Here is a 24,527-nt window from a genome sequence, read left to right on the forward strand (position 1 = left end):
CCCCTCCGGTCTGCTCCGGAGGGGCGCCGCCGTCTGTGCGCCACGTGTTCTCATCTCGCCCCGCCGTTGCTACGGTGCCCGACCTGACGATGTATCAGTTCCCGTTCCCCGCAACGGATTCGGGTGGCCCGTCGGCCGGGAGGCTCCGCTATGCGTGCCCTGATCGCCGCCGCGACCGGTCTGGCCGTCGCGCTCGCCCTGGTCCTCACGGTCACGGCCCTGGGCCCGCCGTCCGGTACGACCTCGCCGAAACCGCTCCTCACCACCGTCCCCGAGCACCCGTAGACGTCCCCGACGCACAGGGAGGGCCGCCGAGATGCGACGCAAGGCCAGCCTCGTCCTGCTCGCCCTCGCCGTGTTCTGCACGGCGCTGTCCCCGCTGGTGCGCTGGTACGCCTTCCCGCGGCTCGCGAAGATCCCCGCCGGCCAGTACCAGGACATGGTCCTGGAGGCCAAGGACGCGACCCTGCTCGACTACGGGACCATGAAAGCCGAGAAGGTCTCCCGGGTGACCGTCGTGCAGACCCTCAAGGGGAACGTGGAGGCGTCCGAGGCGATCGAGCGGACGGCGGGCCGCGACGTCGTCGTCTGGGACTCCCTGTCCTACGTGGAGGGCCCCGACGGCGCGATGGTCTCCAAGCTGCCCGAGCGGTACATCTTCGACGCGCACACCCAGGAACCCGTCCACGCCACCGGTGAGATGGTCGACGGCACCCCCGTGCGCAGGGAGGGCATCGAGTTCAAGTGGCCCTTCCGGACGGAGCGGCGGGACTACGAGTACTTCGACGCGCAGACCCGCACCTCGGCCCCCATCCACTACAAGGGCACCGAGGACTTCCGGGGCGTCGAGGTGTACCGCTTCGAGCAGACCGTCCCCTGGACAGAGGTCCCGTTCCCCCAGGTCATGCCGGTCGAGGGCATCACCGCCGAGTCCGTCGCGAAGAGCGGCACCACCCGCTGGTACACCACCGTGCGCAAGTTCTGGGTCGAGCCCGTCACCGGCGCCCCCGTCTACGGCGAGGAGATCCACCGCGAGGAACTGCGCGGCGGCGGCCTCCTCGGAGGCCGCGACAAGGTCACCGCCTTCGCCGGGCACGTCAAGATGCGCGAGGACTACATCGAGTCGACGGTGTCCCTGGTCGAGTCCCAACGCACGGTGATCCTGCTCATGACCACGTACCTGCCCTGGGGCCTCCTCGTCCTCGGCGTGGGCCTGCTGGCGCTGTCCCTGTACCTGGAGGCCCGCGGACGGCGGGGACCGGACGGGCCGGCCCCCGCCGACCGGCCGGAACCGGCTCCGGTCAGCGCCTGAGCCGCGCGTTCGTGTGGCGGGTCGGCTCGGCGGCGGCCGGATCCTCCGGCCACGGGTGCTTCGGGTACCGCCCGCGCAGCTCCGCCCGCACGGACCGGTACCCGTCCCGCCAGAACGACGCGAGGTCGGCCGTGACCGCGGCCGGACGCCCGGCGGGCGAGAGCAGGTGCACCAGCACCGGCACCCCCGCCACGGCCGGTGACTCCTGGAGCCCGAACATCTCCTGGAGCTTCACCGCCAGGACCGGCCGCTCCGGATCGCCGTAGTCGACGCGGACCCTGGACCCGCTGGGCACCTCGATCCGCTCGGGCGCCAGCTCGTCCAGGCGCGCCGCCTGCCCCGAGGCCCACGGCAGCAGGCGCGCCAGGGACTGCCCCGCGTCGATCCGCGCCAGATCGGCGCGGCGCCTCGCCCGGCCCAGCTCGGGCTCCAGCCACTCGTCCACGCGCGCGTGGAGCGCGTCGTCGGCGACATCGGGCCAGGGCTCGCCGAGATGCAGCCGCAGGAACGCCAGCCGCTGCCGCAGCGCCTCGGCGTCCCGCGTCCACCGCAGCAGCCCGAACCCCTCCTCGCGCAGCCCGGTCACCAGCGCCTCCCGTACGAGCCCGGGGCCGGCGTCCCGGATCGGCCGTACCGTCAGCTCCACCGCCCCGAGCCGCTCGACCCGCCGCGCGACCACGTCCCCGTCGGTCCAGCCGACCTCGTCGCCCTCGGCGTGCAGGGTGCCCGCCGCCCGCCGCGCCGTCCCCTCGTCGACGGACGCCGCGAGCCGTACGCGCGCGTGCCCGGCGCCCACCGGCCGGTCGGCCACGGCGACGGCCAGCCAGGGCGCGCCGCGCAGCCCCGAACCGTCCCCGACCTCGGCCCGCGTCCCGGACACCATGAGATACGAACCGCCCTGGGCCCGCGCGACCCGCTCGGGAAACGCGAGAGCGGCCACGAGACCGGCGACCCGGTCGTCCCCGAGCTTCTCGGGCTCCTCGGGTCCGCCGTGCCCGTCCCGGGCGGGTGTCCCCGCGTCGCCGCCCGCGGAACCCCGCCCCGGCGTGCCGGAACCCTCCGCCGCCCGGGGACCGGACGTGCCGGAGCCGCCGACCGCCGTCCGCAGCCGTCGGGCCTCCGTGCGCCAGCGCGCCGCGTACGCGTCACCCCCGCGCCGGGCCGTCCGCCAGGCCGCGGCGAGATCGTCGCCGTACTCCCGCGGCGGCTCCTCGCTCAGCAGGGCGACCACCTCGGCGGCCCGCTCCACGCCGACCTCGGGTGCCGCGTCCAGCAGGGCACGGGCCAGCCGCGGATGCAGGCCGAGCCGGGACATCCGCACCCCCCGCTGCGTCGCCCGCCCCGCCGGGTCCACCGCGCCGACGGCCGCCAGGACGGTCCGCGCCGCCGCCATCGCCCCGGTCGGCGGCGGGTCGAGCAGGGCCAGTCCCGACGCGTCCGGGTCGCCCCAGCAGGCCGCCTGGAGGGCGAACGCCGTCAGGTCGGCCACCTTGATCTCGGGGGCGGGGAAACGGGGCAGCCGCACGTCCTCGGCCTCCGTCCAGCACCGGTACACGACACCCGGCGCCTCACGCCCGGCACGCCCCGCCCGCTGTCGCCCCGCCGCCTGCGAGGCCCGTACGGTCGCCAGCGCGCTCAGCCCGCGCGCGTGGTCCACCCGCGGCTCCCGCGCGAGCCCCGAGTCGACGACCACGCGCACCCCGGGGACCGTCAGCGACGACTCGGCCACCGAGGTGGCGAGCACCACCCGGCGCCCCGCCCCCGGCGACAGCACCGCGTCCTGCACGGCCGCCGGAGCCCGCCCGTGCACCTGGAGCACCTCGGCGCCGGCCGCGTTCCCGAGCTGCCCGGCGACCCGCGCGATCTCGCCGACCCCGGGCAGGAAGCACAGGACGTCCCCCTCGTGCTCCGCCAGCGCCCGCCGCACCACCGACGCGACATGCGTCAGCTGGGCCGGGTCCACGCGCATCCCGTGCGGCGGCCGCACCGGCCGGGCGGGCGGCGCCCACACCACGTCCACCGGGTACGAGACACCCCGCGCCTCGACCACCGGCGCGTCGCCGAGCAGCCGGGCCCAGCCCGCCGCGTCGGTGGTGGCGGACGCGGCGACCAGCCGCAGCTCCGGGCGGAGCGCGGCCCGCACGTCCAGGAGGAAGGCGGCGACGGTGTCGGCGTCCAGATGCCGCTCGTGGCACTCGTCCAGCACCACCACGTCCACGCCGGCGAGTTCCTGGTCGCGCTGGAGCCGTTGCAGCAGCACGCCGGTCGTCACGACCTCCACGCGCGTGTGCCGCCCGACGACCCGCTCGCCGCGCACGGTGTGGCCGACGCTCTCGCCGGTCCTCTCCCCGAGCAGCCACGCCATCCGGCGTGCGGCGGCCCGGGCGGCGATCCGCCGGGGCTCGGCGACGACGACCCGGCGCGCGGGCCCGTCGCCGGTGAGACCGGCCAGGACCAGCGGCACGAGCGTGGTCTTGCCGGTCCCCGGCGGCGCGCACAGCACCGCGGTCCCGTGCTCGTCCAGGGCGGCGCGCAGCGCGGGCACGGCGGAACGGACGGGCAGCCGGTCGAGGGCGTCGGTACGGATCACGCCCCCAGTCTCGTACGGCCGCGGACTTCTCCTCACGCGGCCTTGCCTCTCACACGCGCGCGTGTGAGAGGCAGGGGGAGGATGGGGGACGTCAGCCGCGTTCGCACACGAAGATCGCGGTCCCCGGGATCAGGTTGCCGCGCAGCGGGGACCAGCCGCCCCACTCCTGGGTGTTCCAGGCGGGCCACTGCGGCTCCACGAGGTCGACCAGCCGGAAACCGCCCGCCACGACGTCGCGCACCCGGTCGCCGACCGTCCTGTGGTGCTCGACGTACACCGCGCGGCCCTCCTCGTCCTGCTCGACGTACGGAGTGCGGTCGAAGTAGGAGGCGGCGACGGTCAGGCCCTCGGGACCCGGCTCGTCGGGGAAGGCCCAGCGGATCGGGTGCGTCACCGAGAAGACGAAGCGGCCGCCGGGACGCAGCACCCGGTGCACCTCGCGCAGCACGCGGACCGGGTCGGCGACGAAGGGCAGCGCGCCGTACGCCGAGCACGCCAGGTCGAAGGAGCCGTCCGCGAACGGCAGGGCGCCCGCGTCGGCCTCGACGAGCGGCACGCCGCCCCCGATGCGCAGCGCGTGCTGGAGCTGGCGGTGGGAGAGGTCCAGGGCGACCGGACGGGCTCCCTGGGAGACCAGCCAGCGGGAGCACTGGGCGGCGCCGGCGCCGATCTCCAGGACGTCCTTGCCCTTCAGGTCCTCCGGCGGGCCGAGCAGCTCGGCCTCCACCTCGTCGAGCCCCTCGGGACCCCAGACGAAACGGTCGTCGCCCAGGAAGGTGCCGTGCTCGACCTGGTAGTCGTCCGCGTTCCGGTCCCACCAGCCCCGGTTGGCCCGGGTGCTCTCCGTGCCGTCCGCGTCACGCCGGGTCGCCTCCGGCTCCGCCGGTCCGTCGACCGCGTCGGTGGGCTGTTCGTGCTCTTGGATGATCGGCTCCCTCGTATTAGTCTGCGGGCTCGTCCGTCCAGGCGTCCCCGGTGTGTCACCGGAGAGGTCTTGGGGGCCGATACGGCCTCCAGGGACGGGACTTGTGCCGGGTATGCGGCGATCCGCCCCGGGTGTGCGCCTTCGCGCATTGACCCTGCCCGGCTGCCCCCGTATGCTACAAGTTGCGCTGCGGGCCTGCGCTCCTCAGACGTAGCAGGCTGCGCTCGCATCTGTTGTATGTCCCCTCGGTTTTCGAGGCGCCGACGGCAGTGCCCCTCACCGGGCACCACCGGATCTGGCGCTTCCTTGGCTGTCCGGCTTCTTCAGAGCGAAACGGGCTCCCGGCGTAAGCAGTACCTACGACTCACTGTCCGTACCGGAGCCCTTTCCCACATGACGAGCAGCACCGAGACCACCGCCACCACCCCGCAGGTTGCGGTCAACGACATCGGTAACGAGGAAGCCTTCCTCGCCGCGATCGACGAGACGATCAAGTACTTCAACGACGGCGACATCGTCGACGGCGTCATCGTGAAGGTCGACCGGGACGAGGTCCTGCTCGACATCGGTTACAAGACCGAAGGTGTCATCCCGAGCCGCGAGCTCTCGATCAAGCACGACGTCGACCCCAACGAGGTCGTCGCCGTCGGTGACGAGATCGAAGCCCTTGTTCTCCAGAAGGAGGACAAGGAAGGCCGCCTGATCCTCTCGAAGAAGCGCGCCCAGTACGAGCGTGCCTGGGGCACCATCGAGAAGATCAAGGAAGAGGACGGCATCGTCACCGGTACCGTCATCGAGGTCGTCAAGGGTGGTCTCATCCTCGACATCGGCCTCCGTGGCTTCCTGCCGGCCTCCCTCGTCGAGATGCGCCGTGTCCGCGACCTCCAGCCCTACGTGGGCAAGGAGCTCGAGGCGAAGATCATCGAGCTGGACAAGAACCGCAACAACGTGGTCCTGTCCCGCCGCGCCTGGCTCGAGCAGACCCAGTCCGAGGTGCGCCAGACGTTCCTCACGACCCTGCAGAAGGGTCAGGTCCGCTCCGGCGTCGTCTCCTCGATCGTCAACTTCGGTGCGTTCGTCGACCTCGGCGGCGTCGACGGTCTGGTTCACGTCTCCGAGCTGTCCTGGAAGCACATCGACCACCCCTCCGAGGTTGTCGAGGTCGGCCAGGAAGTCACCGTCGAGGTCCTCGACGTCGACATGGACCGCGAGCGTGTCTCCCTGTCGCTGAAGGCGACGCAGGAAGACCCGTGGCAGCAGTTCGCCCGCACGCACCAGATCGGGCAGGTCGTCCCCGGCAAGGTCACGAAGCTCGTTCCGTTCGGCGCGTTCGTGCGCGTCGACGAGGGCATCGAGGGCCTGGTCCACATCTCCGAGCTGGCCGAGCGCCACGTGGAGATCCCGGAGCAGGTCGTCCAGGTCAACGACGAGATCTTCGTCAAGGTCATCGACATCGACCTCGAGCGCCGTCGCATCAGCCTCTCGCTGAAGCAGGCCAACGAGTCCTTCGGTGCCGACCCGGCCTCGGTGGAGTTCGACCCGACGCTGTACGGCATGGCCGCGTCGTACGACGACCAGGGCAACTACATCTACCCCGAGGGCTTCGACCCCGAGACCAACGACTGGCTCGAGGGCTACGAGACCCAGCGCGAGGCGTGGGAGGGCCAGTACGCCGAGGCGCAGCAGCGCTTCGAGCAGCACCAGGCCCAGGTCATCAAGTCCCGCGAGGCGGACGCCCAGGCCGAGGCCGAGGGTGTCGCCACCCCGGGCGCGGCTCCGGCCGCCTCCGGTGGCGGCGGCGGTTCGTACTCCTCGGAGTCGGACGACAACTCCGGCGCCCTGGCGTCGGACGAGGCGCTGGCCGCGCTGCGCGAGAAGCTGGCCGGCGGCCAGAGCTGACCGCTCACCGCTAGCACGGGCTGACACTGCGGGCCCGCACCCTTCGGGGTGCGGGCCCGCGGTGCGTTCCCCCGGGCGCCGCCGGCCGGGGCGAAAACCGGCGCACCGTGCCCCGCTTCGGGAATGCGCGTCCTCCTGACCACGTTGTCGAGGAGGAACACGAGGAGGAGCGGTCACTGTGCTTGATCCGCAGGGTTTGTACGCATGGGAGCCGAAGGGCCTGGCCGTCGTCGACATGGCGCTCGCCCAGGAGTCGGCCGGCCTTGTCATGCTCTACCACTTCGACGGATACATCGACGCGGGCGAGACCGGCGACCAGATCGTCGACCGGCTGCTCGACTCGCTGCCCCACCAGGTCGTGGCCCGTTTCGACCACGACCGGCTCGTGGACTACCGGGCGCGCCGCCCGCTGCTCACGTTCAAGCGCGACCGCTGGAGCGACTACGAGGAGCCCACGCTGGAGGTGCGGCTCGTCCAGGACGCCACCGGAGCCCCCTTCCTGCTGCTGTCCGGCCCCGAGCCGGACGTCGAGTGGGAGCGCTTCGCCGCCGCCGTCCAGCAGATCGTGGAGCGGCTCGGGGTCCGGCTGTCCGTGAACTTCCACGGCATCCCCATGGGCGTCCCGCACACGCGCCCCGTCGGCCTCACCCCGCACGGCAACCGCACCGACCTGGTGCCCGGGCACCGCAGCCCCTTCGAGGAGGCGCAGGTCCCCGGCAGCGCGGAGTCCCTGATCGAGTACCGCCTCATGGAGGCCGGACACGACGTGCTCGGCGTCGCCGCGCACGTGCCCCACTACATCGCCCGCTCGCCCTACCCGGACGCCGCGCTGACGGTCCTGGAGGCCATCACCGCGGGCACCGGCCTGGTGCTCCCGGGCATCGCGCACGGCCTGCGCACCGAGGCGCACCGCACGCAGACGGAGATCGACCGGCAGATCCAGGAGGGCGACGAGGAGCTCGTCGCCCTCGTCCAGGGGCTGGAGCACCAGTACGACGCCGCCGCGGGCGCCGAGACCCGGGGCAACATGCTGGCGGAACCCGTCGAGATCCCGTCCGCCGACGAGATCGGCCAGGAGTTCGAGAAGTTCCTCGCCGAACGCGAGGGCGACGGCTGACCGGGGTCCCGCCCGGCGCCTCCCGGACCAGGCCCTAAGCTTCCGGTCATGCTGAAGGTGGGCCTGACCGGCGGTATCGGAGCCGGCAAGAGCGAGGTGTCGCGGCTGCTCGTGGAGCACGGCGCCGTCCTGATCGACGCGGACAGGATCGCGCGCGAGGTCGTCGCGCCCGGCACCCCCGGGCTCGCGGCGGTCGTCGAGGCCTTCGGCGAGGAGGTGCTCGCCCCCGACGGCGGCCTGGACCGCCCCCGGCTCGGCTCGATCGTCTTCGCCGACCCGGAAAGGCTCGCCGTCCTCAACTCGATCGTGCACCCCCTGGTCGGGGCCCGCTCCCGCGACCTGGAGGCCGCCGCGGCGCCGGACGCCGTCGTCGTCCACGACGTGCCGCTGCTCACGGAGAACGGACTGGCGCCGCTGTACGACCTCGTGGTCGTCGTGGACGCCGCTCCCGAGACCCAGCTCGACCGGCTCGTCCGGCTGCGCGGCATGACCGAGCAGGACGCCCGCGCCCGGATGGCAGCCCAGGCCCGGCGCGAGCAGCGCCTGGAGATCGCGGACGTGGTCATCGACAACGACGTGCCGCTCGACCGGCTGCGGGAACGGGTCGGGGAGGTGTGGGCCGATCTCGTCCGCAGGGCCCGCACGCCCCAGGAATAGCGGCCGCCGCCGGGGGCGTTGAACCGTTGCAGTGAGGGAAGGACTCAGCCGTGCCCGACACCAGCGGTTCCACCGGACGTACCCCGGAGACGCACGTCATCGACTTCCGTGCCGCCGAGCAACTGCTCGACGCCCGCGACCCGCGGGGCGCGGTCAAGCTGCTCGACTCGGTCATCGCCGCGCACCCGGAGAACACGGCCGCCCGGCTGCTGCGCGCCCGTGCCTTCTTCGCCGCCGCGCAACTGCGCCCCGCGGAGCTGGAGTTCACCATCGTCCTGGAGCGCGAGCCGGACAACGCGTTCGCGCACTTCGCGCTGGCCCGCACCTATGAGCGCCAACGGCGCCCGGACCAGGCCAAGCGGCACTTCAGGCTCGCCGCCGCGCTCGACCCGAAGCCGCAGTACCTGGAAGCCGCCCGCTTCGACTCCTGACCACTCCGGGGCCCGGGGCCCGTCCGGCGGTTCCGCCGCCGGACGGGAACGCGCGTACCCGGGTGCGTCCTACGGGTGCCGGTGCTCCGGTGGACTGTAGGGCGGGACGTCGGGGCCCGGCTGGTAGTGCGGCCCCTGCCGGATGTGCCTGAGGACCATGACCAGGTCCACGGTGATGATCAGCCACAGCACGCCGCAGGCCGCGGCCCACCCGGGCCGCCCGGCGAGCGCGAACACGGCTGTCCCGCCGGTCGCCCAGACCAGCCCCCAGACGCTCAGCCAGAGGCGCAGCCGCAGCGCACTGCGTGCTGTCGTCGGCTCACTGCCCGTACGCATCGCCATCACCGCTCTCTGAGGAAAAACGTACTCTCCGTCCCGCACGTCCACCAGGGACGGCGGCCGGGGCGACGGGGCCACGGGGCCCGCGGGTGGAGTGCGGTGCCCAGGGCGTCTCCGGGCAGGGTCTTCGGTCGGGAGCGCGGGGCCCCGAGAGCGTCTCCGGGCGCGGCCTCCGGGAGGGAGCGCGGAGCGCCGACGGAGTCTCCGCGCGCAGCCGGGGGCAGCCCCCGCGGGGAACCGGTCCGCACATCGGCGGACGTCGTGAGGCCGTGACGGAGCGGCTCCGGGCCGGCGACCGCTCCCGCGGGTCCAGCGCGGTCACCGCCACACATAGCGGGCCGCAGCGATGAGTTCCGGGCGGACCGGGTGTCTACCTCTCGACAGCAACCACCCGCTTCGCACAGGAGACCACGATGTCCGAGACCGCCGCCCCCGTCGCCAACGCCGCCTCCGTCGGCCCCGCCGCCGGCCGTACCGTCCGCAGCCGCCGCGCCCAGATCTCCCTGACCGTGCTGCAGACCGTGCTCGGTCTCTTCTTCGTCCTGGCGAGCGCCCTGCCCAAGCTGATCGCGCACCCGTCGGCCGCCGAGGGCTTCGACAAGCTGGGCTGGGGCAGCCCGGGGATGTACACCATCGGCGTCCTCGAACTCGCCGGAGGCGTCGCCCTGTTGGTCCCGCTGCTGTCCTCGGTGGCGGCGGTGTCCCTCAGCGCCCTGATGGTCGGCGCCTTCATCGTGAACGTCACCGCGATCCACGGGCCCTACCCGGCGACCCCGCTCATCCTGATGCTGCCGCTCGCGCTGATCGCCTGGGCGCGCAGGAGCCACAACGCCGAGCTGGTGAGGGTGGTGCGGCGGCGCGTGTGATCCCGCGGGCACCGAGGCCCTTCGGCCCGGCCGCACGACGTCGAGGGCTCCCCGGACCACCGGGGAGCCCTCGACGCCGTGCGGCGGTGAGGGGCGGGGCCGGGCCCGCCCCGGTGCGAGAGCGACGATCCGGCCGGTCGCGTACCGGCCGGATCGGTACGCGCGCGGCCGGGCCGTGTGCGCGTACCGGGCGGGTCGGGTGCCGGGTGCCGGTCGGGACGCGTGCCGGGTCGGGCCCTCGTACCGGGGTCGGGCGGGCCCCGTCGCTCAGGGCTTCTCCGGGTCGCCGTCCGGCCGGACGAGACCGCGCAGACGCTCCAGCTCGCGGCGGTCCCGCTTGGTCGGGCGGCCCGCACCGCGGTCCCGGATGCCCGCCGGGGCGACGGCCTCGCGCGGCGGGGGCGGCGGGCTGTTGTCCACGTAGCACTCGGCGGCGACGGGCGGTCCGACCCGCTTGCGGATCACGCGCTTCACCACGACGACGCGTTCCCGGCCCGCGTGGCGCAGGCGGACCTCGTCGCCGACCCGGACCGCGTAGGCGGGCTTGACGCGTTCACCGTTGACCCGGACATGGCCGCCACGGCAGGCGGTGGCGCCCATGGAGCGGGTCTTCACGAGCCGTACGGACCAGATCCAGCTGTCGACCCGCACGCTCTCGCCGGTCCGCGGGCCGGCCGCCCGGGCGGCAGCCGCCGGGTCGTCGGAGCCGTGTGCGCCCTCCGTACCCGCCTCGTCCTCGTCAGCACCCTCAGAAGCCATGCCTCGACCTTAGCCCCGGTGGCGGCCGGGCCTCACGCCTTTTCCGCCCGCCGGGCACCGCCCACGATCAGCCGGGCCCGGAGCGGTCGTACGGTGGTGGGATGGACAGCAGCCTGGCCGAACTCGACGCCCGCATCACCGGATGCCGGGCCTGTCCGCGCCTGGTCGACTGGCGGGAGGAGGTGGCCCGCACCAAACGCGCCGCCTTCGCCGACTGGACGTACTGGGGACGCCCCGTCCCCGGCTTCGGGCCCCCCGACGCCTCACTGCTGGTCGTCGGACTCGCCCCGGCCGCGCACGGCGGCAACCGGACGGGCCGGATGTTCACCGGCGACCGGTCGGGCGACGTCCTGTACGCGGCGCTGCACGACGTCGGCCTGGCGTCGCGGGGGACCGCGGAGAGCGCCGACGACGGGCTCACGCTGTACGGCGTACGGATCACGTCGCCGGTGCACTGCGCTCCGCCGGCCAACAAGCCGACGCCCGAGGAGCGGGACACCTGCCGGCCCTGGCTGCTGAGCGAGTTGCGGCTGCTGAGGCCCTCGCTGCGGGCGGTGGTGGTGCTCGGAGCGTTCGGCTGGCAGGCCGCGCTCCCCGCGTTCGCCGAGGCGGGGTGGCAGGTGCCCAGGCCCCGGCCCGCCTTCGGGCACGGCGCCCGGGTGACCCTGGAGGGCGAGGGAAGCTCCCTGGACCTGTTCGGCTGCTTCCACGTCAGCCAGCGGAACACCTTCACGGGACGGCTGACCCCGCTGATGCTGCGGGACGTGCTGCGCGCGGCGGCGGGGAGCGCGGGGCTGCCGACGCTCCCGGAGGCGGGCCGGGGACGGTCGTCCGGGTCCGGCCGGCCATGACCTGCGCTGGTCCCGGGCGGTCCGGCCCCGCACGGCAGGCCCTAGTCTCGGGCCATGGCGCTCTACCCGGAGATCGAACCCCACGACCGGGGCATGCTCGACGTCGGCGACGGCAACCACGTGTACTGGGAGGTCTGCGGAAACCCCGAGGGGAAGCCCGCGGTCGTCCTGCACGGCGGCCCCGGGTCCGGCTGCACCCCCGGCTTCCGCCGCTACTTCGACCCCGCCGCCTACCGGATCGTGCTGCTCGACCAGCGGGGCGCCGGCCGCTCGACCCCGCCCGCGAGCGCGTACGGCACGGACATGAGCGTCAACACCACCGCCCACCTGATCGCCGATCTGGAGCTGCTGCGACAGCTGCTGGGGATCGAACGGTGGCTGGTGTGGGGCGTGTCGTGGGGTTCGGCGCTGGGGCTGCGGTACGCGCAGACGCATCCGGACGTGGTGTCCGAGCTGGTCCTGACCGGAGTCGCCACCGGCTCCGATCCCGAAGTCGCCCTGCTGACCAGGGGACTCGGCACGATCTTCCCCGAGCCCTTCGCGCGGTTCCTCGCCGAACTGCCCGAGGACGCACGGGACGGCGATCTCGCCGCCGCCTTCCACCGGCTGCTCGAATCGCCCGACCCGCGGGTGCGGGCGCGCGCCGCACGGGCCTGGACCGACTGGGAGACGGCGATCGTGCCGGCGCCGCCGCGATCGGTGCCGCGCTACGAGGACCCGGACTTCCGCATGGGCTTCGCCCGCACGGTCACGCACTACTTCGGCAACAGCCACTTCCTCGGCGAGGGCAACGACGAGGGCGTCGTCCTGCGTGACGCCCCGCTGCTCAAGGGCATCCCGGGCACACTCGTCCAGGGCAGCCTCGACTTCGGCAACCTCCTCGGCACCGCCTGGCGCCTCCACCAGGCGTGGCCTGACAGCGAGTTGACCCTTGTCGACGAAGCCGGACACGACGCGGGCGCGCCGGGCGTGGTCGACCTGCTGGTCGCGGCGACCGACACGTACGCGCGACGCTGACCCATGACCCGCCGGTCACCGGCCAGCAGCCGCCGGCGGTGACGTCACAGGTGGGGCGTTCCGCGCGCCCGTTCCGGCACGGCTGCGGACGCGATCGTCCCGGGTGCGAGGCCGCCGCCGGTTCCGCCGCGAGGCACCCGCCGTCGGAGTGAAATCCCGGCGATCCGACGGCCCACGGCAGGGAGGGCGGGCGTGCTGTCAGCAGACTCCGGAGCCTGACCAGCCGCCGCCCTCGCCCGCACCGGCGGCGGAAACGGAGTCGGCCGTGCCCAGACCGCTGTTCAGCGCCCTTGCCTCCCTCGCCCTGGTGGGTCTCTGCTGCACCCGTGCCTCAGGGGCGGACGAGCCGTTCTGGGTGAACCCCGATTCCCGCGCCGCCAGGCAGTCCGCCGAGTACCGCGCCGCGGGCCGGGACGCCGACGCCGCGCTCATGGACCGCATCGCGACCCGCGCCCAAGCCGAGTGGATCAGCGGCTCCGACCCGGAGCCGCCGGTACGCGAGCGGACGGCCGCGGCCGCCTCGCGGGGGCGTACGGCCGTACTCGTGGCGTACTACGTCCCGAACCGCGACTGCGGCGCCTATTCCCACGGCGGCGCCCCGGGACCGGCCGAATACCGCGCCTGGGTCGACCAGTTCGCGGCCGGGATCGGCGACCGGGACGCCTACGTGATCGTGGAACCGGACGCCGTCGCCCAGGTCGTGGCCGGCTGCACCCGGGTCGTGCCGAGCGAGCGGTACGCGCTGCTCGCGTACGCCGTCGACCGCCTCCAGCGGCTGCCGCGCACCCATGTGTATCTCGACGCGGGCAACTCGGGGTGGATCCCCGAGGCATGGCGGCTGGTCGACGCGCTCAAGGCCGCCGGGGCCACGCGCGCCGACGGCATCGCCCTCAACGTCTCCAACTTCCAGACCACCGAGGCCAGTACGGCGTACGGGAAGGCCCTGTCGAAGGACCTCGGCGGCGCCCACTTCGTCATCGACACCAGCCGGAACGGCAACGGCCCGTACACCGGCGCGGACAACTGGTGCAATCCGCCCGGCCGGGCGCTGGGTACGCCCCCGACCGAGCGGACCGGCGACCCGCTGGCCGACGCGTACCTGTGGATCAAGCGGCCCGGCGAGTCGGACGGGCAGTGCCGGGGCGGCCCGGCGGCGGGCCAGTGGTGGCCGTCGTACGCGCTGGACCTCGCCCGCAACACCAAGGGCTGACCCGGCTGCGGGCGTCAGCCGGGCACGACGGCCGTCGCGGTGATCTCGACCAGCTGTCCGGCGTACCCGAGGCAGGCCACGCCGATCAGCGTCGACGAGTGCGGGCCGGCGCTGAGGCCGGACGCCTCGACGACCTGCCACACGGCGGACAGGACGGCGGGCTCACCGCTCACCACGTACACGTCCGTCGCCACGACGTGGGCCAAGTCGCTGCCCACCGCGTGCAGTTGCTCTTCCAGGTTGGCGAGCACCCGCTCGGCCTGCCGTACGGGGTCGCCCGCGCCGACGAGGTTCCCCTCGGCGTCGAGCGGCACGGAACCGGCGAGGAAGGCCAGCCTGGTGCCCGCCTCGACGACGGAGGCGTGCGCGTAGGAGGGCGGAGGGAAGAGGGCGGGGACGGTGACACGCTGGATCATGGAGGCCTCGGGGTGTGCGGGGGCGGGCGACGGGCGACCTGCCGATGATGCGGGCCGGGTGGCGGCGGACGCAGCCGGTTTTCCGGCAGTCCTCTCCCGGCGCCCGCCGACGGGCCTGCTCGCTGACCCGCGCCCGATCACCGGCGCCCGATCACCGGCGACCGGTACCCGCTGACGGGCGACTGCTGCCCGGTGGACGAAGATGGCCCGTGCCGCTTCCCGGCCGACGTGGATCCGGGGCTGTGTGGTGAAAGGGGTTCCGTTGCCAGGGGAGTTGGGGGCGTCGGCCGGTGCGTCTGCGCCCGTACGGGAAATGGCCCGGCGGAGCGGGGGTGCCTCGCGATGGACGACGTGACCTTTCTCGACCAGGTGGCCGACCGGCTCGCCGCCCTCTCCGGCGTCCGCGCAGTCGCCCTCGGCGGGTCCCGCGCCCAGGGCACCCACACGCCGGGCAGCGACTGGGACACGGCGGTCTACTACCGGGGGCATTTCGACCCGGCGGAGCTGCGGGCCGTCGGCTGGGAGGGCGAGGTCTCCGAGATCGGCGGCTGGGGCGGCGGCGTCTTCAACGGCGGTGCCTGGCTGACCGTCGAGGGCCGCCGCGTCGACGTCCACTACCGCGATCTGGACGTGGTCGAGCACGAGCTGGCCGAGGCCGAGGAGGGCCGCTTCCGCGTGGAACCCCTCCTCTTCCACCTCGCCGGCATCCCCAGTTACCTGGTCGTCGCCGAACTGGCCGTCAACCGTGTGCTGCGCGGACAGCTGCCCCGCCCCGCGGCCTACCCGGACAAACTCCGGACAGCCGCCCGCGAACGCTGGCACGGCACAGCCCGAGCCACCCTCGCCTACGCCGGAACCAACCACGCGCCCGCGCGCCGCCTCACCGAGGTCGCCGGTGCCCTCGCCACGGCCGCAGCGCAGGCCGGGCACGCCGTCCTCGCGGCCCGGGGGGAGTGGGTGACGAACGAGAAGCGGCTGCTGGAGCGGGCGGGACTGCGCGGCGTCGACGCGCTCGTGGGGCGGCTGACCCCCGAGCCGGAGACTCTCGCCGAGGCCGTCACCGCCGCCCGGCAGCTCATCGACGCCACCGTCGCCCACGCGCGAACGCCCGACGGCACCTGACCCGCGGCGCCCTCTGCGGCACCGGACCACCACGACGGGCGGGCACGGGGCCCGGTGCCGAGGCGGACCGGGCGGGACCGGGCGGGACCTAGGGGGCGAGGAGGGGCCGAGCGGGGCTGAGGGGCCAGCCGCGCGAGGCGCGGTCGCGATTGCCGCTGCCGCCGCACCGGCTCACCGGCCCCCGGTCGTTGCCCTTCGTCCCTCACCCCTCGCCCCGCCGGACAGCCGGCGCCCGGTCGATCTCCGCAGCCCTGCACCTCCCGGTCACTGTCGCCCGGTCGTTGCCGTCGCCTCTGCACCGCCGGATCACCGCCCTCAGTCGTTGCCCCTCGCCCCCGCACCGCCGGTCACCGTGCCCGGCCGTTGCCCCGAACGCCCCGCACCGCCGGATCACCGGCCCCGGCCGTCGCTCCGTACCGCCGTCGCGGGATTGCGTTCATGAAGAAACCGGCAGCCCGCCGAAGTGTCACACCGCGGAAACGATCTCGTCCTCTTCACGGCGGCAACACGAACTACCCTTGACTCACCGCCCGGCCGATGTCGCCCGAAGGCAGACCCCCGCCCTCGTCCACGACAGGAGTCCCGTGCCGCTCCTCACCTCCCGTCCCGCCCCGCCGCCCTGGCTCGCCCACGCGCTGCGCGCCCAGCGGGGGCCGGTCCCCTGGAACGCGGTCGTACGCGGGGCGCTCGCCGCCGGGCCGCTGCTCCTCGCGGCCGTGCTCGCCGGCCGGCCCTCCGCCGGTGTGGCCGCCGCGCTCGGCGCCATGCTCGCCGGCATCAACGACCGGCCCGGCAGCAGGCGGACCGCCGTCGTACGGCTCGGCGTGCCCGCGCTCGCCGGGGCCGGCGGACTGCTCGTCGGGTCCTACGCCGGGCTGCACACCGGAGCCGTCGCCCTGACCGCCGTACTGACCGGTCTCGGGCTGCTCGCCGGAGCCGTCAGCGCCGTCGGGCCCGTCGCGAGCGGAGCGGGTACGCAGCTCCTGGTCGCCGCCGCGATCGGCGCGGGCATGCCGCTGCCCGAGCCGGGATGGCAGCGCGCGCTGTTCTTCCTCGCCGGTGCCGGCTGGCTGCTGGGGCTGCGGCTCGCCCTGCCGACCCGCGGTGCCGCCACGGCCGGCGACTACCGCTTCGACGGGGAGCGGGACGCCGTCGCCGCCGTCTACGAGGCCGTCGCCGCGCTGCTCGACGCGGCCGGGGGAGCGGACGCCGTCGCCCGCCGCGCCGCCCTCACCGCCGCGCTCGACCACGCGCAGGACGCCCTGTCCGGACCCCGGCTGCGGCGGTGCGCCAGCTCCGCGGCCGAGCGGCGGCTGCACGCGCGGTACGCCGCGGCGCTGCCCCTCGCCGAGGCCGCGACCGCCCTCGCCTGGGCCGGGAACGAGGTGCCCGCCCGCGCCGCGGAAGGCCCCCGCAGGCTCGCCGCGGCGGTCCGCGCCGGCGGCCGCAGCGGGCCGCTCCCCGCACCCGCCCGCTCCGCACCCGAGCTGCGCGCCCTCGACGACGCCCTGCTGCACGCCGCCGACGCCTTCGACCGCGGCGCCGCCGTCCCGCAGCGGGGTACGCGCACCCGGCGCCGTACCGCCCGGTCCCTGCTGCGCACCGTGCTCGGCGCGGGCGGACGTGAGTACGGACTGCGGGTCGCCCTGTCCTTCGGAGCGGCCGTCGCCGTCGCCCAGGCGCTGCACCACACGCGGTGGTACGGGACGCACGCGCACTGGTACTGGCTGCCCGCGACCGCCGTCTTCCTGGTCAAGCCCGACCTGGGGCCGCTCGCCTCACGCGTCCTGTGCCGGGCCGCGGGGACGCTCCTCGGGGCGGTCCTGTTCGCCGGGTTCGCCGCGCTGCTGCCGAGGCCCGGCGGGCTGGTGGCGCTGGTCGCCCTGTGCGGGGCGCTGATCCCCGTGGCGACCAGGCACTTCGCCGCGCAGACCGCCGTCGTCACCGTCCTCGTGCTCGCCCTCGTGATGGTGGGCGGGGAACCGCAGGCGTCGTGGAGCCGGATCGGCGAGACGCTGCTGGCCTGCGGGATCGTGCTGCTCGTCGGGCACCTGCCCGCGCTCGGGCAGCGTGGAGGGACGGTACGGGCGCGGCTCACCCGGGCCGCGCACGCGGCGGACGCCTATCTCGCGCACGTCCTCGGCGACGGCACGGCGGACGACCGGTCCGGCCGGTGGGTCCTGCGCCGCGAGGCCTACCGCGCGCTGGCCGAGGCCCGCGCCGCGATCGACCTCGCCGCCGCCGAACTCCCCGCCCTGGCCCGGCACTCGGCGGGCACCGGCGAGGTGGCCGCGACCCTCGAACGGCTCGTGGACCTCACCACGGCCTGCGCCGTGCACCTGGACGACACCGGGCGGCTCGGCTCCCGCCACACGGCGCGCATCGCCGAACTGCTGGACGAGCTGGCCCGGCAGCGGGAACGGGCGGGACTGCGGACGTCGGACCTCCCGAACCGGGACGCCGCCCCGGCCACGGCCTGACCCCCGGACGCCCCGGGGTCCCGCCGCCCCGTCAGGAGCGCCCAGCGGTACGCCACCTGACCGCCCGTCACGGCGCGGGCGGGAGCCCGCGCCGAAAAACTTCCCACCGCGCCGATGAGTTCCGCGGCCGGGACCGGTCCACCTCGGGGAAGGCACCGTCGCAGGGCCTTCCGCAGGCAGGCGTTCCGTCGGCAGGAGGGGCACATGACGTATCCGCAGATCGTCTCGCGCGAGGAGTGGCGCGTCGCGCGCGAGGAGCTGCTCGCCAAGGAGGAGGCCGTCACCCGCGCGCGTGACGCGCTCAACGCCGAGCGGCGCGGACTGCCGATGGTGGAGATCGACAAGGAGTACGTGTTCGACGGGGGCGACGGCAAGGCGACGCTCCTCGACCTCTTCGAGGGCCGGCACCAACTGGTCGTCCACCACTTCATGTTCGCCCCGGAGTGGGACGCGGGCTGCCGCGGTTGCTCGGCGTTCCTCGACCAGATCGGCCACCTGGCGCATCTGCGGGCCCGCGGCACCGCGTTCGCCGCCGTCTCCCGGGCGCCGTACACCAGGATCCTCCCGTTCAAGGCCCGGATGGGCTGGACGGTGCCGTGGTACTCGGCCTACGACACGGACTTCAACCAGGACTTCGAGGTGTCCGTCGAGCGCGACGGCGAGACCGGCGAGCGGCCGGGCATGAGCTGCTTCCTGCGCGACCGCGACCGCGTCTTCCACACGTACTCGACGTACGAGGGCGGCCTCGACGGACTGGGCTCGACGACCACCCTGCTGGACCTCACCGCTCTGGGACGGCAGGAGGAGTGGGAGGAGCCCTGGGACCGGGCCTCGGCGCTGGGCACTCCGGCGGGCGGCGAGCGGATCCGGTACCACGACGAGTACGAGGACTGAGGCTCACGATTTGTGTGACTGGTGAGCCTGAAGCCACAGAAGTGATCGCAATGCGTGCTCAGACGAACACCAGGTGTACGGAGAGTGAGAGAACCCTCACCGCAAGGCGGTGAACTGGTGTCGACTACGTCTCAGTACCGTCACTACGCGAGCCGTTCACCCCATCGTTGGCGTTTAACTCTACGAGTACAGCGCGACATGGAGGTGCAGGGTGAACGGGCGAATGGTGCTGGAGCGCTTTCCCGCCGGTGGGCCGCGTGGTTCGTGGCCGGCGGAGGAGTTCGCACAGGCGTGCCGTCTGCAGGGTCAGGCGGCGGAAGTCGTCATGGACCTCTCCACGGACGCGTTCCTCGTGATCGTGCGCGGAGTGGACGGCGTCGAGTGAGCCGGGCCGATACGGAGCGTCACCGCGCCTTCGTGAGGGCATCCTCGGCGGCTCGGTGTCAGCCGCCTCTCCGGTGACAGCCACCTCCCGGGTGGCAGCCGCATCTCCTACGGACGCGCCGGCCTCCTGAGCCTGCTCGGCCTCAGCCGCGTCCCCGTCCCGGTACTCGCACGCCTTCCGAGCAGCCCCGGACGCGGCCGGCCCGCGAGGGTCCCGCCTTCCCCGGGGTCCCGCCTACGTCGGTCTCCCGAGCGGGCTCGTTCCGGGCCGGCCCTGGGCCCGCACCGTCTTCGCCGTGGTCCCGTTCCTGCTCCCGGCGCGCACCGGAGTGGTGAACTGACCGGCCTGGAGCGCGTACAGCTCCGCGTAGACACCGCCCGTGGCCAGCAGTTCCTCGGGGCTGCCGGACTCCACGAGACGGCCCTGCGCCAGCACGTGCACCAGATCGGCGTGGCGCACCGACGCCAGCCGGTGGGTGATGAGGACGACCGTCTGCCCGGTGCCCGCCAGCGCCCTGATCTTCTCGAAGACCTCCAGCTCGGCCCGGGCGTCGAGGGCCGCCGTGGGTTCGTCCACGATCAGGATCCGGCCGCGCCGGTACGCCGCCCGCGCGATCCCCAGCCGCTGCCACTGGCCACCGGACAGCTCGTGCCCCCCGCTGAAACCGCGCGCCAGCAGGGTGTCGAGCCCGCGCGGCAGGTCCGCCACGACGTGCTGGGCGCCGGCCTCGGCGACCGAGGAGGCGAGCCGTTCGTCGGTGAGCGGCGCCGAGGAGCGGCCGACCGCCACATTGACGCGGGCCGTGAACGGCCACCGCTTGAAGTCCTGCGCCACCATCGCGATGCGCTCCGCGAGTGCGCGCCGGTCCGCCGTCGCGGCGTCCACGCCGTCCCACAGGACCCGGCCGTGATCGGGCGTGTAGAGCCCGGCGAGCAGCTTGACCAGGGTCGTCTTGCCCGACCCGTTCTCGCCGACGAGCGCGATGATCCGGCCCAGCGGCAGCGTGAGGCTCACCTCGTCCAGGGCGGGCCGGGCCGCCTTGCCCGGATAGGTGAACGTGACGTTCTCGAAGCGGATCTCGCGCGGGTCCTCGGGCAGCGGCTCGCCGCCCTCCGGGATCGCGCGCCGCGCCGCCTCCACGTACAGGCGGTGGAGGTCGCCCACGAACAGGGCCTCCTCGTGGAGTGAGTTGACCTCCAGGACGAGGGTGTCCAGGCTCGCGGAGCCGGTGCGGATCGCGACCACCGCCGTACCGGCCACCGACAGTGCCATCGTGCCGGTCAGCAGCAGCCCGCCGAGGGTCGCGTACGTCGCCACCGTGGCGAGGCCCGTCCAGGCCGCCGCGATCAGTCCCGTCCGCGCCGCCAGCCCGGCCAGCCTCGCCTGCTCGGCCTCCGCGGTCTCCGACATCGACCGGAAGTGGCGCAGCAGGAACGGGCCGACCCCGTGCACGCGGATCTCCGGTGCCGCGGCCGGCTCGGTGAGCAGGCTGCCGATGAGCCGGCCGGCCCGGGCGTGCTGCACCCAGGCGTGGTAGGACGCGTACTGCCGCCGGGCGATCGTCAGGGCGCTCCACGCGCTCGGCAGCGTCATCACGACCAGCAGCGGCAGCAGCGCGGGATGCAGCACCGTGAGGACGCCGGCCGCCGCGACGAGCGAGATCATCGCGTTCACCACCTGCGTGGAGACCGAGATCATGCGCCGGGCGGACGCGGCGCCGTACTGCGCGGTGTCCAGCAGCTTGTGGAACGCGTCGTCCTCGATCGCGGACAGCTCCACGGCCGCCGCCCGCTCCAGGTACAGCTCCGTCGCGACGCGCTCGACCTTCGGCTCCAGCCGTCCCGTGGCGTACGTCGAGGCCGCCCGCAGCAGCGCGGCGAACAGCATGACGGCGGCGACCGTGACCAGCGCCGGGGCCGCCCCGCGCAGCCGGTCCTCGACCGGGCCGTCGGCCAACAGCCGGCCCAGCACGCTGTTGACCGCGAGCAGGCTCACCGCCTGCGCCGCGCCGCGGGTGAACTCGGCGGTCAGCACGGTGCGGGCCGCGCCGCGGTCCGCCTGCCAGGCCAGCCGGAAACTGGACGCGAGCAGCTGGGGGAGCCGCCTCACCATCGCGCGGAGTCCCAGCTCCAGGAAGGCGTCGGAGTGCTGCGACCAGCCCGTGTCGTAGCGGAGCGGACCGCCGAAGAGCAGGCGTTCCGAGTCCGACGGCGACGGATCGGCGTGCTCGCGCTTCTTTCCCACCGGTGACCTCCCCCGAGTGCGCACGCACGGTGCCCTCCCCAGGAATGGCGGCCTCCACCCGTGCCGGCGACGGGGATCGGGGCGGACCGAAGCACTCGGGCGCCGGGCGCTCACGCCGTCGCGCTCCCGTCGCGTGCCCCGCGGCGTCGCGCCCGGACGGGTTCCGTCAGGCGGTGACGGACCTGGACCAGGCCGGCGGTGTGCCCATGACCCGGCAGACGGCCAGGTACAGGGGGATCGGCGGAGTGTACGGAAGCGTACCCTCCGGTTTGTGGATGAGCCCGGGAACCGACGGCGCCTCCGGGACGAGCGCCCCCGTGGCGTACAGGGCGGGCGCGGGCCAGTCCAGGGAGACGTCCGAGTCGGAGGGGACGATCCACCACCACTGGGCCGCGTCGGCGTAGACGCAGCCGACACGCGGCAGCCGGGACAGGAGCACCGGGCCGAAGCGCGCGGGCACCGCCACCGCGTCGCAGCCCAGCGGCACGGTCATGCCGTCGGGTATGGGGAGTCGTCTGGGGGCCCCGGACGCGCGCTGCCCCCGCCGGAGGCGGACCAGCGTGTCCAAGGTCAGCAGGGGGGCCGTCCCGGTGGACGTCGCCCTCACACCCATTCGGCCCCCGTCCCGCGGAACGCCTGCGTCCCGGAACCCCGGCCGTCGGCCGGGGGCTTCTTCGCGCTCCAGCCGAGGTCCGCACGCGCCTCGGTGTCCGGCTCCCGGCCCCCCGAGCGGGCCGGGACCGCGGAGAACGGCAGCTCGGCGCCGCCCGCCGGCCCGGAGGTGTACGGGGCCGGCGCCGGGTGCGGCAGCCGCGGCAGGTCCTCCGCGGTGTGCGGCAGACCCGCGGCGTCGGCCTCGAAGACGTCGTCGGTGGCGTCCGCCAGGTCCGCGAAGCCCATCGCGTCCGCCAGAGCGGCGGGGCCGGCGGCGTCCGGCGTGCGGGACAGCTCCGCCCAGACCAGCAGGCCGGGCCCGTACTCCTGGGCACCCCAGGCTTGGCAGACGGCCGCCACGAGCATCAGGCCCCTTCCGTGTTCGTCCTCGGCGCCCTGCGGCGAGGGCCGCGGCTCACCGGGAGCGCACCCCTCGTCCCGTACGGCTATCCGCACCAGGTCGTCGGCGTCGTGCAGCTCGCACACGATGCGCCGGCTCGCGGTGTGCACGATGGCGTTCGTGACCAGCTCGGAGACGACCAGATCCGCCGTGTCACAGGTGTCCGCGCAGACCTGCCAGCCCGACAACCGGGCATGGGTCAGGTGCCGGGCCTGTCTCACAGAACCCGGATGTGCGGCCAGCTCGAAGCGAAACCGGCGCTCCGCGCTCGCGTCGGGGCGCACCCCTGCTGCGGCACGGAGACCGAACCGGTCTGCGGCGGCGTCTGTTCCTAACGGCGCGGACGGAGTCACGCTTGCCACTATCGCCCCGCCGTGAACACTTGGCAAGTGTCACTCTGAAAATTGCAGAGTGCCGTGTGACGTCGTGAGGGGCCGTGGCACACTGCTCGCAACAGCACGTCGAGCGGCGCCAGTCGGAGTCCGGGAAAAGGACCCCGAACGGCGCCGCCCGGGCTGTCCGGACACTGTGGAGGTGGGACGTGAGCGAACCGCGGTCCGCGCCGACGGTCGGTCAGGTCGTCCTCGGCCGACGACTGCTGGACCTGCGGGAGCGTGCGGGTCTCAAGCGTGAGGAGGCCGCACGCATCCTGCGGGTCGCGCCCGCCACCGTCCGCCGTATGGAGATGGCCGAGGTCAGCCTCAAGATTCCGTACCTCCAGCTCCTGCTGAAGTCGTACGGCGTCTCCGACGAGGAGGCCGAGGGCTTCGTCCAACTGGCCGAGGAGGCCAACAAACCGGGCTGGTGGCAGCGCTTCCACGACATCCTGCCGGGCTGGTTCTCGATGTACGTCAGCCTGGAGGGCGCCGCCTCCCTGATCCGGTCGTACGAGCCGCACTTCGTGCCCGGACTGCTGCAGACCGAGGACTACGCCCGCGGGGTCCTGAAGTCGGGCGCCATCGGCCAGACGCAGCCGGAGGAGATCGAGCGGCACGTCGCCCTGCGCATGCAACGGCAGAATCTGCTCACCCGGGAGGACGCGCCACGGCTGTGGGCCGTGATGGACGAGACGGCGCTGCGCCGGCCCGTCGTCGGCCCCGAGGTCATGCGCGCCCAGATCGACAGGCTCCTCCAGGCCACGAAGCTGCCCAACGTGACGCTGCAGATCGCCCCGTTCTCCTCGGGGCCGCACCCCGGCACGTACGGGCCCTTCGTGCTGTTCCGCTTCGCCATGCCGGAACTGCCGGACATGGTCTACAGCGAGTACCTGACCGGCGCCGTCTACCTGGACGCGCGTTCCGAGGTGGCGACCCACCTCGAGGTCATGGACCGCATGGCGGCCCAGGCCGCTACGGCACATCGCACGAAGGAGATCCTCCGGGATCTCCGCAAGGAGCTGTGAATGGAACGCATCAAGCCGCGGATACGCACCGTGCGGATCTACAACGGGATGCCCGCCCGCGAGCTGGGCAGCGAGGGCTGGCACAAACCGTGGAGCGGCGGCAACGGCGGCAACTGCCTGGAGGCGATGAAGCTCGACGACGGCCGGATCGCCGTCCGGCAGTCCGCCGATCCGGACGGCCCGGCGCTGATCTACACGCCCGGCGAGATGACCGCGTTCATCCAGGGCGCCAAGGCGGGGGAGGCGGACTTCCTGCTGTCCTGAGCGGGCCTGTCGCCCCGCCCTCAGGACGGCACATCCGACGTACGTGCGCTTCTCCTTTCTCTCCTTTCTCTCCTTCTCTCCTTTGCGTTCGACTGCCTTGATTCGATGATTCGCTGTTGAGTTGCCCCGGTAGTGACACGGCTCCACGGAGCCGGACGGCCATGACCGGGCGCGGGACGCGGCTCGCCCCTGCCGGTCCCCAAGAGTGCCCGGGCGGGCGTGCGTGGTGCTCCGGTGGAGGGGTGGTGCGCGTGGCCCGCAAGCCGTAGCCGGTGGCGGTGGCGTGGGCCCGG

At 74.0% G+C, this 24,527-nt stretch carries 24 protein-coding genes; 16 read left to right on the forward strand and 8 right to left on the reverse strand.

The genetic code is table 11. The features are described from left to right. Nucleotides 1-150 precede the first annotated feature (150 nt). The gene (locus tag ACWGIS_RS24270) at nt 151-285 is read left to right on the forward strand and encodes an SPW_0924 family protein (protein ID WP_453364564.1); all 135 of its coding nucleotides are present in this window, start codon (nt 151-153) and stop codon (nt 283-285) included. A gap of 31 nt (nt 286-316) precedes the next feature. Beyond that, nucleotides 317-1,312, forward strand: coding sequence for a DUF3068 domain-containing protein (locus ACWGIS_RS24275; RefSeq protein ID WP_453364565.1), 996 nt, complete (start codon nt 317-319; stop codon nt 1,310-1,312). On the opposite strand, the gene ACWGIS_RS24280 is transcribed toward ACWGIS_RS24275, so the two are convergent. Then, nucleotides 1,302-3,902, reverse strand: a complete 2,601-nt coding sequence (locus ACWGIS_RS24280) for an ATP-dependent RNA helicase (protein WP_453364566.1) — start codon at nt 3,900-3,902, stop codon at nt 1,302-1,304. The genes ACWGIS_RS24275 and ACWGIS_RS24280 overlap by 11 nt on opposite strands. Nucleotides 3,903-3,993: 91 nt before the next feature. Then, on the reverse strand, nt 3,994-4,830 hold the full coding sequence (locus ACWGIS_RS24285) for a class I SAM-dependent methyltransferase (protein WP_453364632.1): 837 nt from the start codon (nt 4,828-4,830) through the stop codon (nt 3,994-3,996). A 390-nt stretch (nt 4,831-5,220) separates the two neighbouring features. Here ACWGIS_RS24285 and rpsA point away from each other — a divergent pair, with 390 nt between their 5' ends. The 4 genes from rpsA to ACWGIS_RS24305 all read left to right on the forward strand — a co-directional run bounded on the left by rpsA (nt 5,221) and on the right by ACWGIS_RS24305 (nt 8,931). After that, nucleotides 5,221-6,726 carry a 30S ribosomal protein S1 gene (gene rpsA / locus ACWGIS_RS24290; protein WP_453364567.1) on the forward strand — a complete coding sequence of 502 codons (1,506 nt, stop codon included), beginning with the start codon at nt 5,221-5,223 and terminating at the stop codon, nt 6,724-6,726. A gap of 178 nt (nt 6,727-6,904) precedes the next feature. After that, nucleotides 6,905-7,843, forward strand: coding sequence for a PAC2 family protein (locus tag ACWGIS_RS24295; RefSeq protein ID WP_453364568.1), 939 nt, complete (start codon nt 6,905-6,907; stop codon nt 7,841-7,843). Between the two features lie 48 nt (nt 7,844-7,891). Next, nucleotides 7,892-8,500, forward strand: a complete 609-nt coding sequence (gene coaE, locus ACWGIS_RS24300; protein ID WP_453364569.1) for a dephospho-CoA kinase — start codon at nt 7,892-7,894, stop codon at nt 8,498-8,500. Between the two features lie 50 nt (nt 8,501-8,550). Next, the gene (locus ACWGIS_RS24305; RefSeq protein ID WP_453364570.1) at nt 8,551-8,931 is read left to right on the forward strand and encodes a tetratricopeptide repeat protein; all 381 of its coding nucleotides are present in this window, start codon (nt 8,551-8,553) and stop codon (nt 8,929-8,931) included. 69 nt (nt 8,932-9,000) lie between these two features. Here the strand turns inward: ACWGIS_RS24305 and ACWGIS_RS24310 are convergent, their stop codons facing one another. After that, nucleotides 9,001-9,273: a DUF6343 family protein gene (locus ACWGIS_RS24310; RefSeq protein WP_453364571.1), complete on the reverse strand. Its 273-nt coding sequence runs from the start codon at nt 9,271-9,273 to the stop codon at nt 9,001-9,003. A 410-nt stretch (nt 9,274-9,683) separates the two neighbouring features. Between ACWGIS_RS24310 and ACWGIS_RS24315 the strand changes: the two genes are divergently transcribed. Beyond that, the gene (locus ACWGIS_RS24315) at nt 9,684-10,136 is read left to right on the forward strand and encodes a DoxX family protein (RefSeq protein WP_453364572.1); all 453 of its coding nucleotides are present in this window, start codon (nt 9,684-9,686) and stop codon (nt 10,134-10,136) included. Nucleotides 10,137-10,403: 267 nt separating this feature from the next. Here the strand turns inward: ACWGIS_RS24315 and ACWGIS_RS24320 are convergent, their stop codons facing one another. Then, entirely contained in the window at nt 10,404-10,895 is a 492-nt protein-coding gene (locus ACWGIS_RS24320; RefSeq protein WP_453364573.1) for an RNA-binding S4 domain-containing protein, read from the reverse strand. Between the two features lie 101 nt (nt 10,896-10,996). On the opposite strand from ACWGIS_RS24320, the gene ACWGIS_RS24325 reads away from it, so the two are divergent. The 3 genes from ACWGIS_RS24325 to ACWGIS_RS24335 all read left to right on the forward strand — a co-directional run bounded on the left by ACWGIS_RS24325 (nt 10,997) and on the right by ACWGIS_RS24335 (nt 13,973). After that, on the forward strand, nt 10,997-11,746 hold the full coding sequence (locus ACWGIS_RS24325; protein WP_453364574.1) for a uracil-DNA glycosylase: 750 nt from the start codon (nt 10,997-10,999) through the stop codon (nt 11,744-11,746). 54 nt (nt 11,747-11,800) lie between these two features. Beyond that, nucleotides 11,801-12,763 (forward strand): prolyl aminopeptidase, encoded by a 963-nt coding sequence (gene pip / locus ACWGIS_RS24330; protein ID WP_453364575.1) that lies wholly within the window; start codon nt 11,801-11,803, stop codon nt 12,761-12,763. Between the two features lie 265 nt (nt 12,764-13,028). Then, nucleotides 13,029-13,973: a glycoside hydrolase family 6 protein gene (locus tag ACWGIS_RS24335; RefSeq protein WP_453364576.1), complete on the forward strand. Its 945-nt coding sequence runs from the start codon at nt 13,029-13,031 to the stop codon at nt 13,971-13,973. Between the two features lie 14 nt (nt 13,974-13,987). On the opposite strand, the gene ACWGIS_RS24340 is transcribed toward ACWGIS_RS24335, so the two are convergent. Continuing rightward, complete coding sequence (locus ACWGIS_RS24340) at nt 13,988-14,389, reverse strand: RidA family protein (RefSeq protein WP_453364577.1); 402 nt, start codon at nt 14,387-14,389, stop codon at nt 13,988-13,990. A 342-nt stretch (nt 14,390-14,731) separates the two neighbouring features. Here ACWGIS_RS24340 and ACWGIS_RS24345 point away from each other — a divergent pair, with 342 nt between their 5' ends. The 4 genes from ACWGIS_RS24345 to ACWGIS_RS24360 all read left to right on the forward strand — a co-directional run bounded on the left by ACWGIS_RS24345 (nt 14,732) and on the right by ACWGIS_RS24360 (nt 19,270). Then, entirely contained in the window at nt 14,732-15,511 is a 780-nt protein-coding gene (locus tag ACWGIS_RS24345) for a nucleotidyltransferase domain-containing protein (RefSeq protein WP_453364578.1), read from the forward strand. Between the two features lie 584 nt (nt 15,512-16,095). Then, a complete protein-coding gene (locus ACWGIS_RS24350; RefSeq protein ID WP_453364579.1) occupies nt 16,096-17,991 on the forward strand; it encodes an FUSC family protein in 1,896 nt (631 codons plus the stop codon). A 204-nt stretch (nt 17,992-18,195) separates the two neighbouring features. After that, complete coding sequence (locus tag ACWGIS_RS24355) at nt 18,196-18,885, forward strand: DUF899 domain-containing protein (RefSeq protein ID WP_453364580.1); 690 nt, start codon at nt 18,196-18,198, stop codon at nt 18,883-18,885. 211 nt (nt 18,886-19,096) lie between these two features. After that, nucleotides 19,097-19,270 carry a hypothetical protein gene (locus tag ACWGIS_RS24360; RefSeq protein WP_453364581.1) on the forward strand — a complete coding sequence of 58 codons (174 nt, stop codon included), beginning with the start codon at nt 19,097-19,099 and terminating at the stop codon, nt 19,268-19,270. Between the two features lie 234 nt (nt 19,271-19,504). Here ACWGIS_RS24360 and ACWGIS_RS24365 read toward each other — a convergent pair whose 3' ends face one another. The 3 genes from ACWGIS_RS24365 to ACWGIS_RS24375 form a co-directional block, all read right to left on the reverse strand. Then, nucleotides 19,505-21,514 carry an ABC transporter ATP-binding protein gene (locus ACWGIS_RS24365; protein WP_453364582.1) on the reverse strand — a complete coding sequence of 670 codons (2,010 nt, stop codon included), beginning with the start codon at nt 21,512-21,514 and terminating at the stop codon, nt 19,505-19,507. A gap of 166 nt (nt 21,515-21,680) precedes the next feature. Beyond that, nucleotides 21,681-22,127, reverse strand: coding sequence for a hypothetical protein (locus tag ACWGIS_RS24370; protein WP_453364583.1), 447 nt, complete (start codon nt 22,125-22,127; stop codon nt 21,681-21,683). Further along, nucleotides 22,118-22,921 (reverse strand): ATP-binding protein, encoded by an 804-nt coding sequence (locus ACWGIS_RS24375; RefSeq protein WP_453364584.1) that lies wholly within the window; start codon nt 22,919-22,921, stop codon nt 22,118-22,120. Before ACWGIS_RS24375 ends, ACWGIS_RS24370 begins: the two co-directional genes overlap by 10 nt. Nucleotides 22,922-23,109: 188 nt before the next feature. On the opposite strand from ACWGIS_RS24375, the gene ACWGIS_RS24380 reads away from it, so the two are divergent. Together ACWGIS_RS24380 and ACWGIS_RS24385 are read left to right on the forward strand one after the other, a co-directional pair. After that, nucleotides 23,110-23,970 (forward strand): helix-turn-helix domain-containing protein, encoded by an 861-nt coding sequence (locus ACWGIS_RS24380; protein ID WP_453364585.1) that lies wholly within the window; start codon nt 23,110-23,112, stop codon nt 23,968-23,970. Continuing rightward, nucleotides 23,971-24,234, forward strand: coding sequence for a DUF397 domain-containing protein (locus ACWGIS_RS24385; RefSeq protein ID WP_355785629.1), 264 nt, complete (start codon nt 23,971-23,973; stop codon nt 24,232-24,234). Nucleotides 24,235-24,527 lie beyond the last annotated feature (293 nt).

Source organism: Streptomyces sp. NPDC054842, assembly GCF_053611025.1.

What these genes read in the sequence shown, in the direction of transcription:
- ACWGIS_RS24270 (WP_453364564.1), top strand. Translation starts at nt 151, where the DNA reads ATGCGTGCCCTGATCGCCGCCGCGACCGGTCTGGCCGTCGCGCTCGCC.
- ACWGIS_RS24275 (WP_453364565.1), top strand. Translation starts at nt 317, where the DNA reads ATGCGACGCAAGGCCAGCCTCGTCCTGCTCGCCCTCGCCGTGTTCTGC.
- rpsA (WP_453364567.1), top strand. Translation starts at nt 5,221, where the DNA reads ATGACGAGCAGCACCGAGACCACCGCCACCACCCCGCAGGTTGCGGTC.
- coaE (WP_453364569.1), top strand. Translation starts at nt 7,892, where the DNA reads ATGCTGAAGGTGGGCCTGACCGGCGGTATCGGAGCCGGCAAGAGCGAG.
- ACWGIS_RS24310 (WP_453364571.1), bottom strand. Translation starts at nt 9,273, where the DNA reads ATGGCGATGCGTACGGGCAGTGAGCCGACGACAGCACGCAGTGCGCTG.
- ACWGIS_RS24315 (WP_453364572.1), top strand. Translation starts at nt 9,684, where the DNA reads ATGTCCGAGACCGCCGCCCCCGTCGCCAACGCCGCCTCCGTCGGCCCC.
- ACWGIS_RS24320 (WP_453364573.1), bottom strand. Translation starts at nt 10,895, where the DNA reads ATGGCTTCTGAGGGTGCTGACGAGGACGAGGCGGGTACGGAGGGCGCA.
- ACWGIS_RS24325 (WP_453364574.1), top strand. Translation starts at nt 10,997, where the DNA reads ATGGACAGCAGCCTGGCCGAACTCGACGCCCGCATCACCGGATGCCGG.
- pip (WP_453364575.1), top strand. Translation starts at nt 11,801, where the DNA reads ATGGCGCTCTACCCGGAGATCGAACCCCACGACCGGGGCATGCTCGAC.
- ACWGIS_RS24340 (WP_453364577.1), bottom strand. Translation starts at nt 14,389, where the DNA reads ATGATCCAGCGTGTCACCGTCCCCGCCCTCTTCCCTCCGCCCTCCTAC.
- ACWGIS_RS24345 (WP_453364578.1), top strand. Translation starts at nt 14,732, where the DNA reads ATGGACGACGTGACCTTTCTCGACCAGGTGGCCGACCGGCTCGCCGCC.
- ACWGIS_RS24355 (WP_453364580.1), top strand. Translation starts at nt 18,196, where the DNA reads ATGACGTATCCGCAGATCGTCTCGCGCGAGGAGTGGCGCGTCGCGCGC.
- ACWGIS_RS24370 (WP_453364583.1), bottom strand. Translation starts at nt 22,127, where the DNA reads ATGGGTGTGAGGGCGACGTCCACCGGGACGGCCCCCCTGCTGACCTTG.
- ACWGIS_RS24385 (WP_355785629.1), top strand. Translation starts at nt 23,971, where the DNA reads ATGGAACGCATCAAGCCGCGGATACGCACCGTGCGGATCTACAACGGG.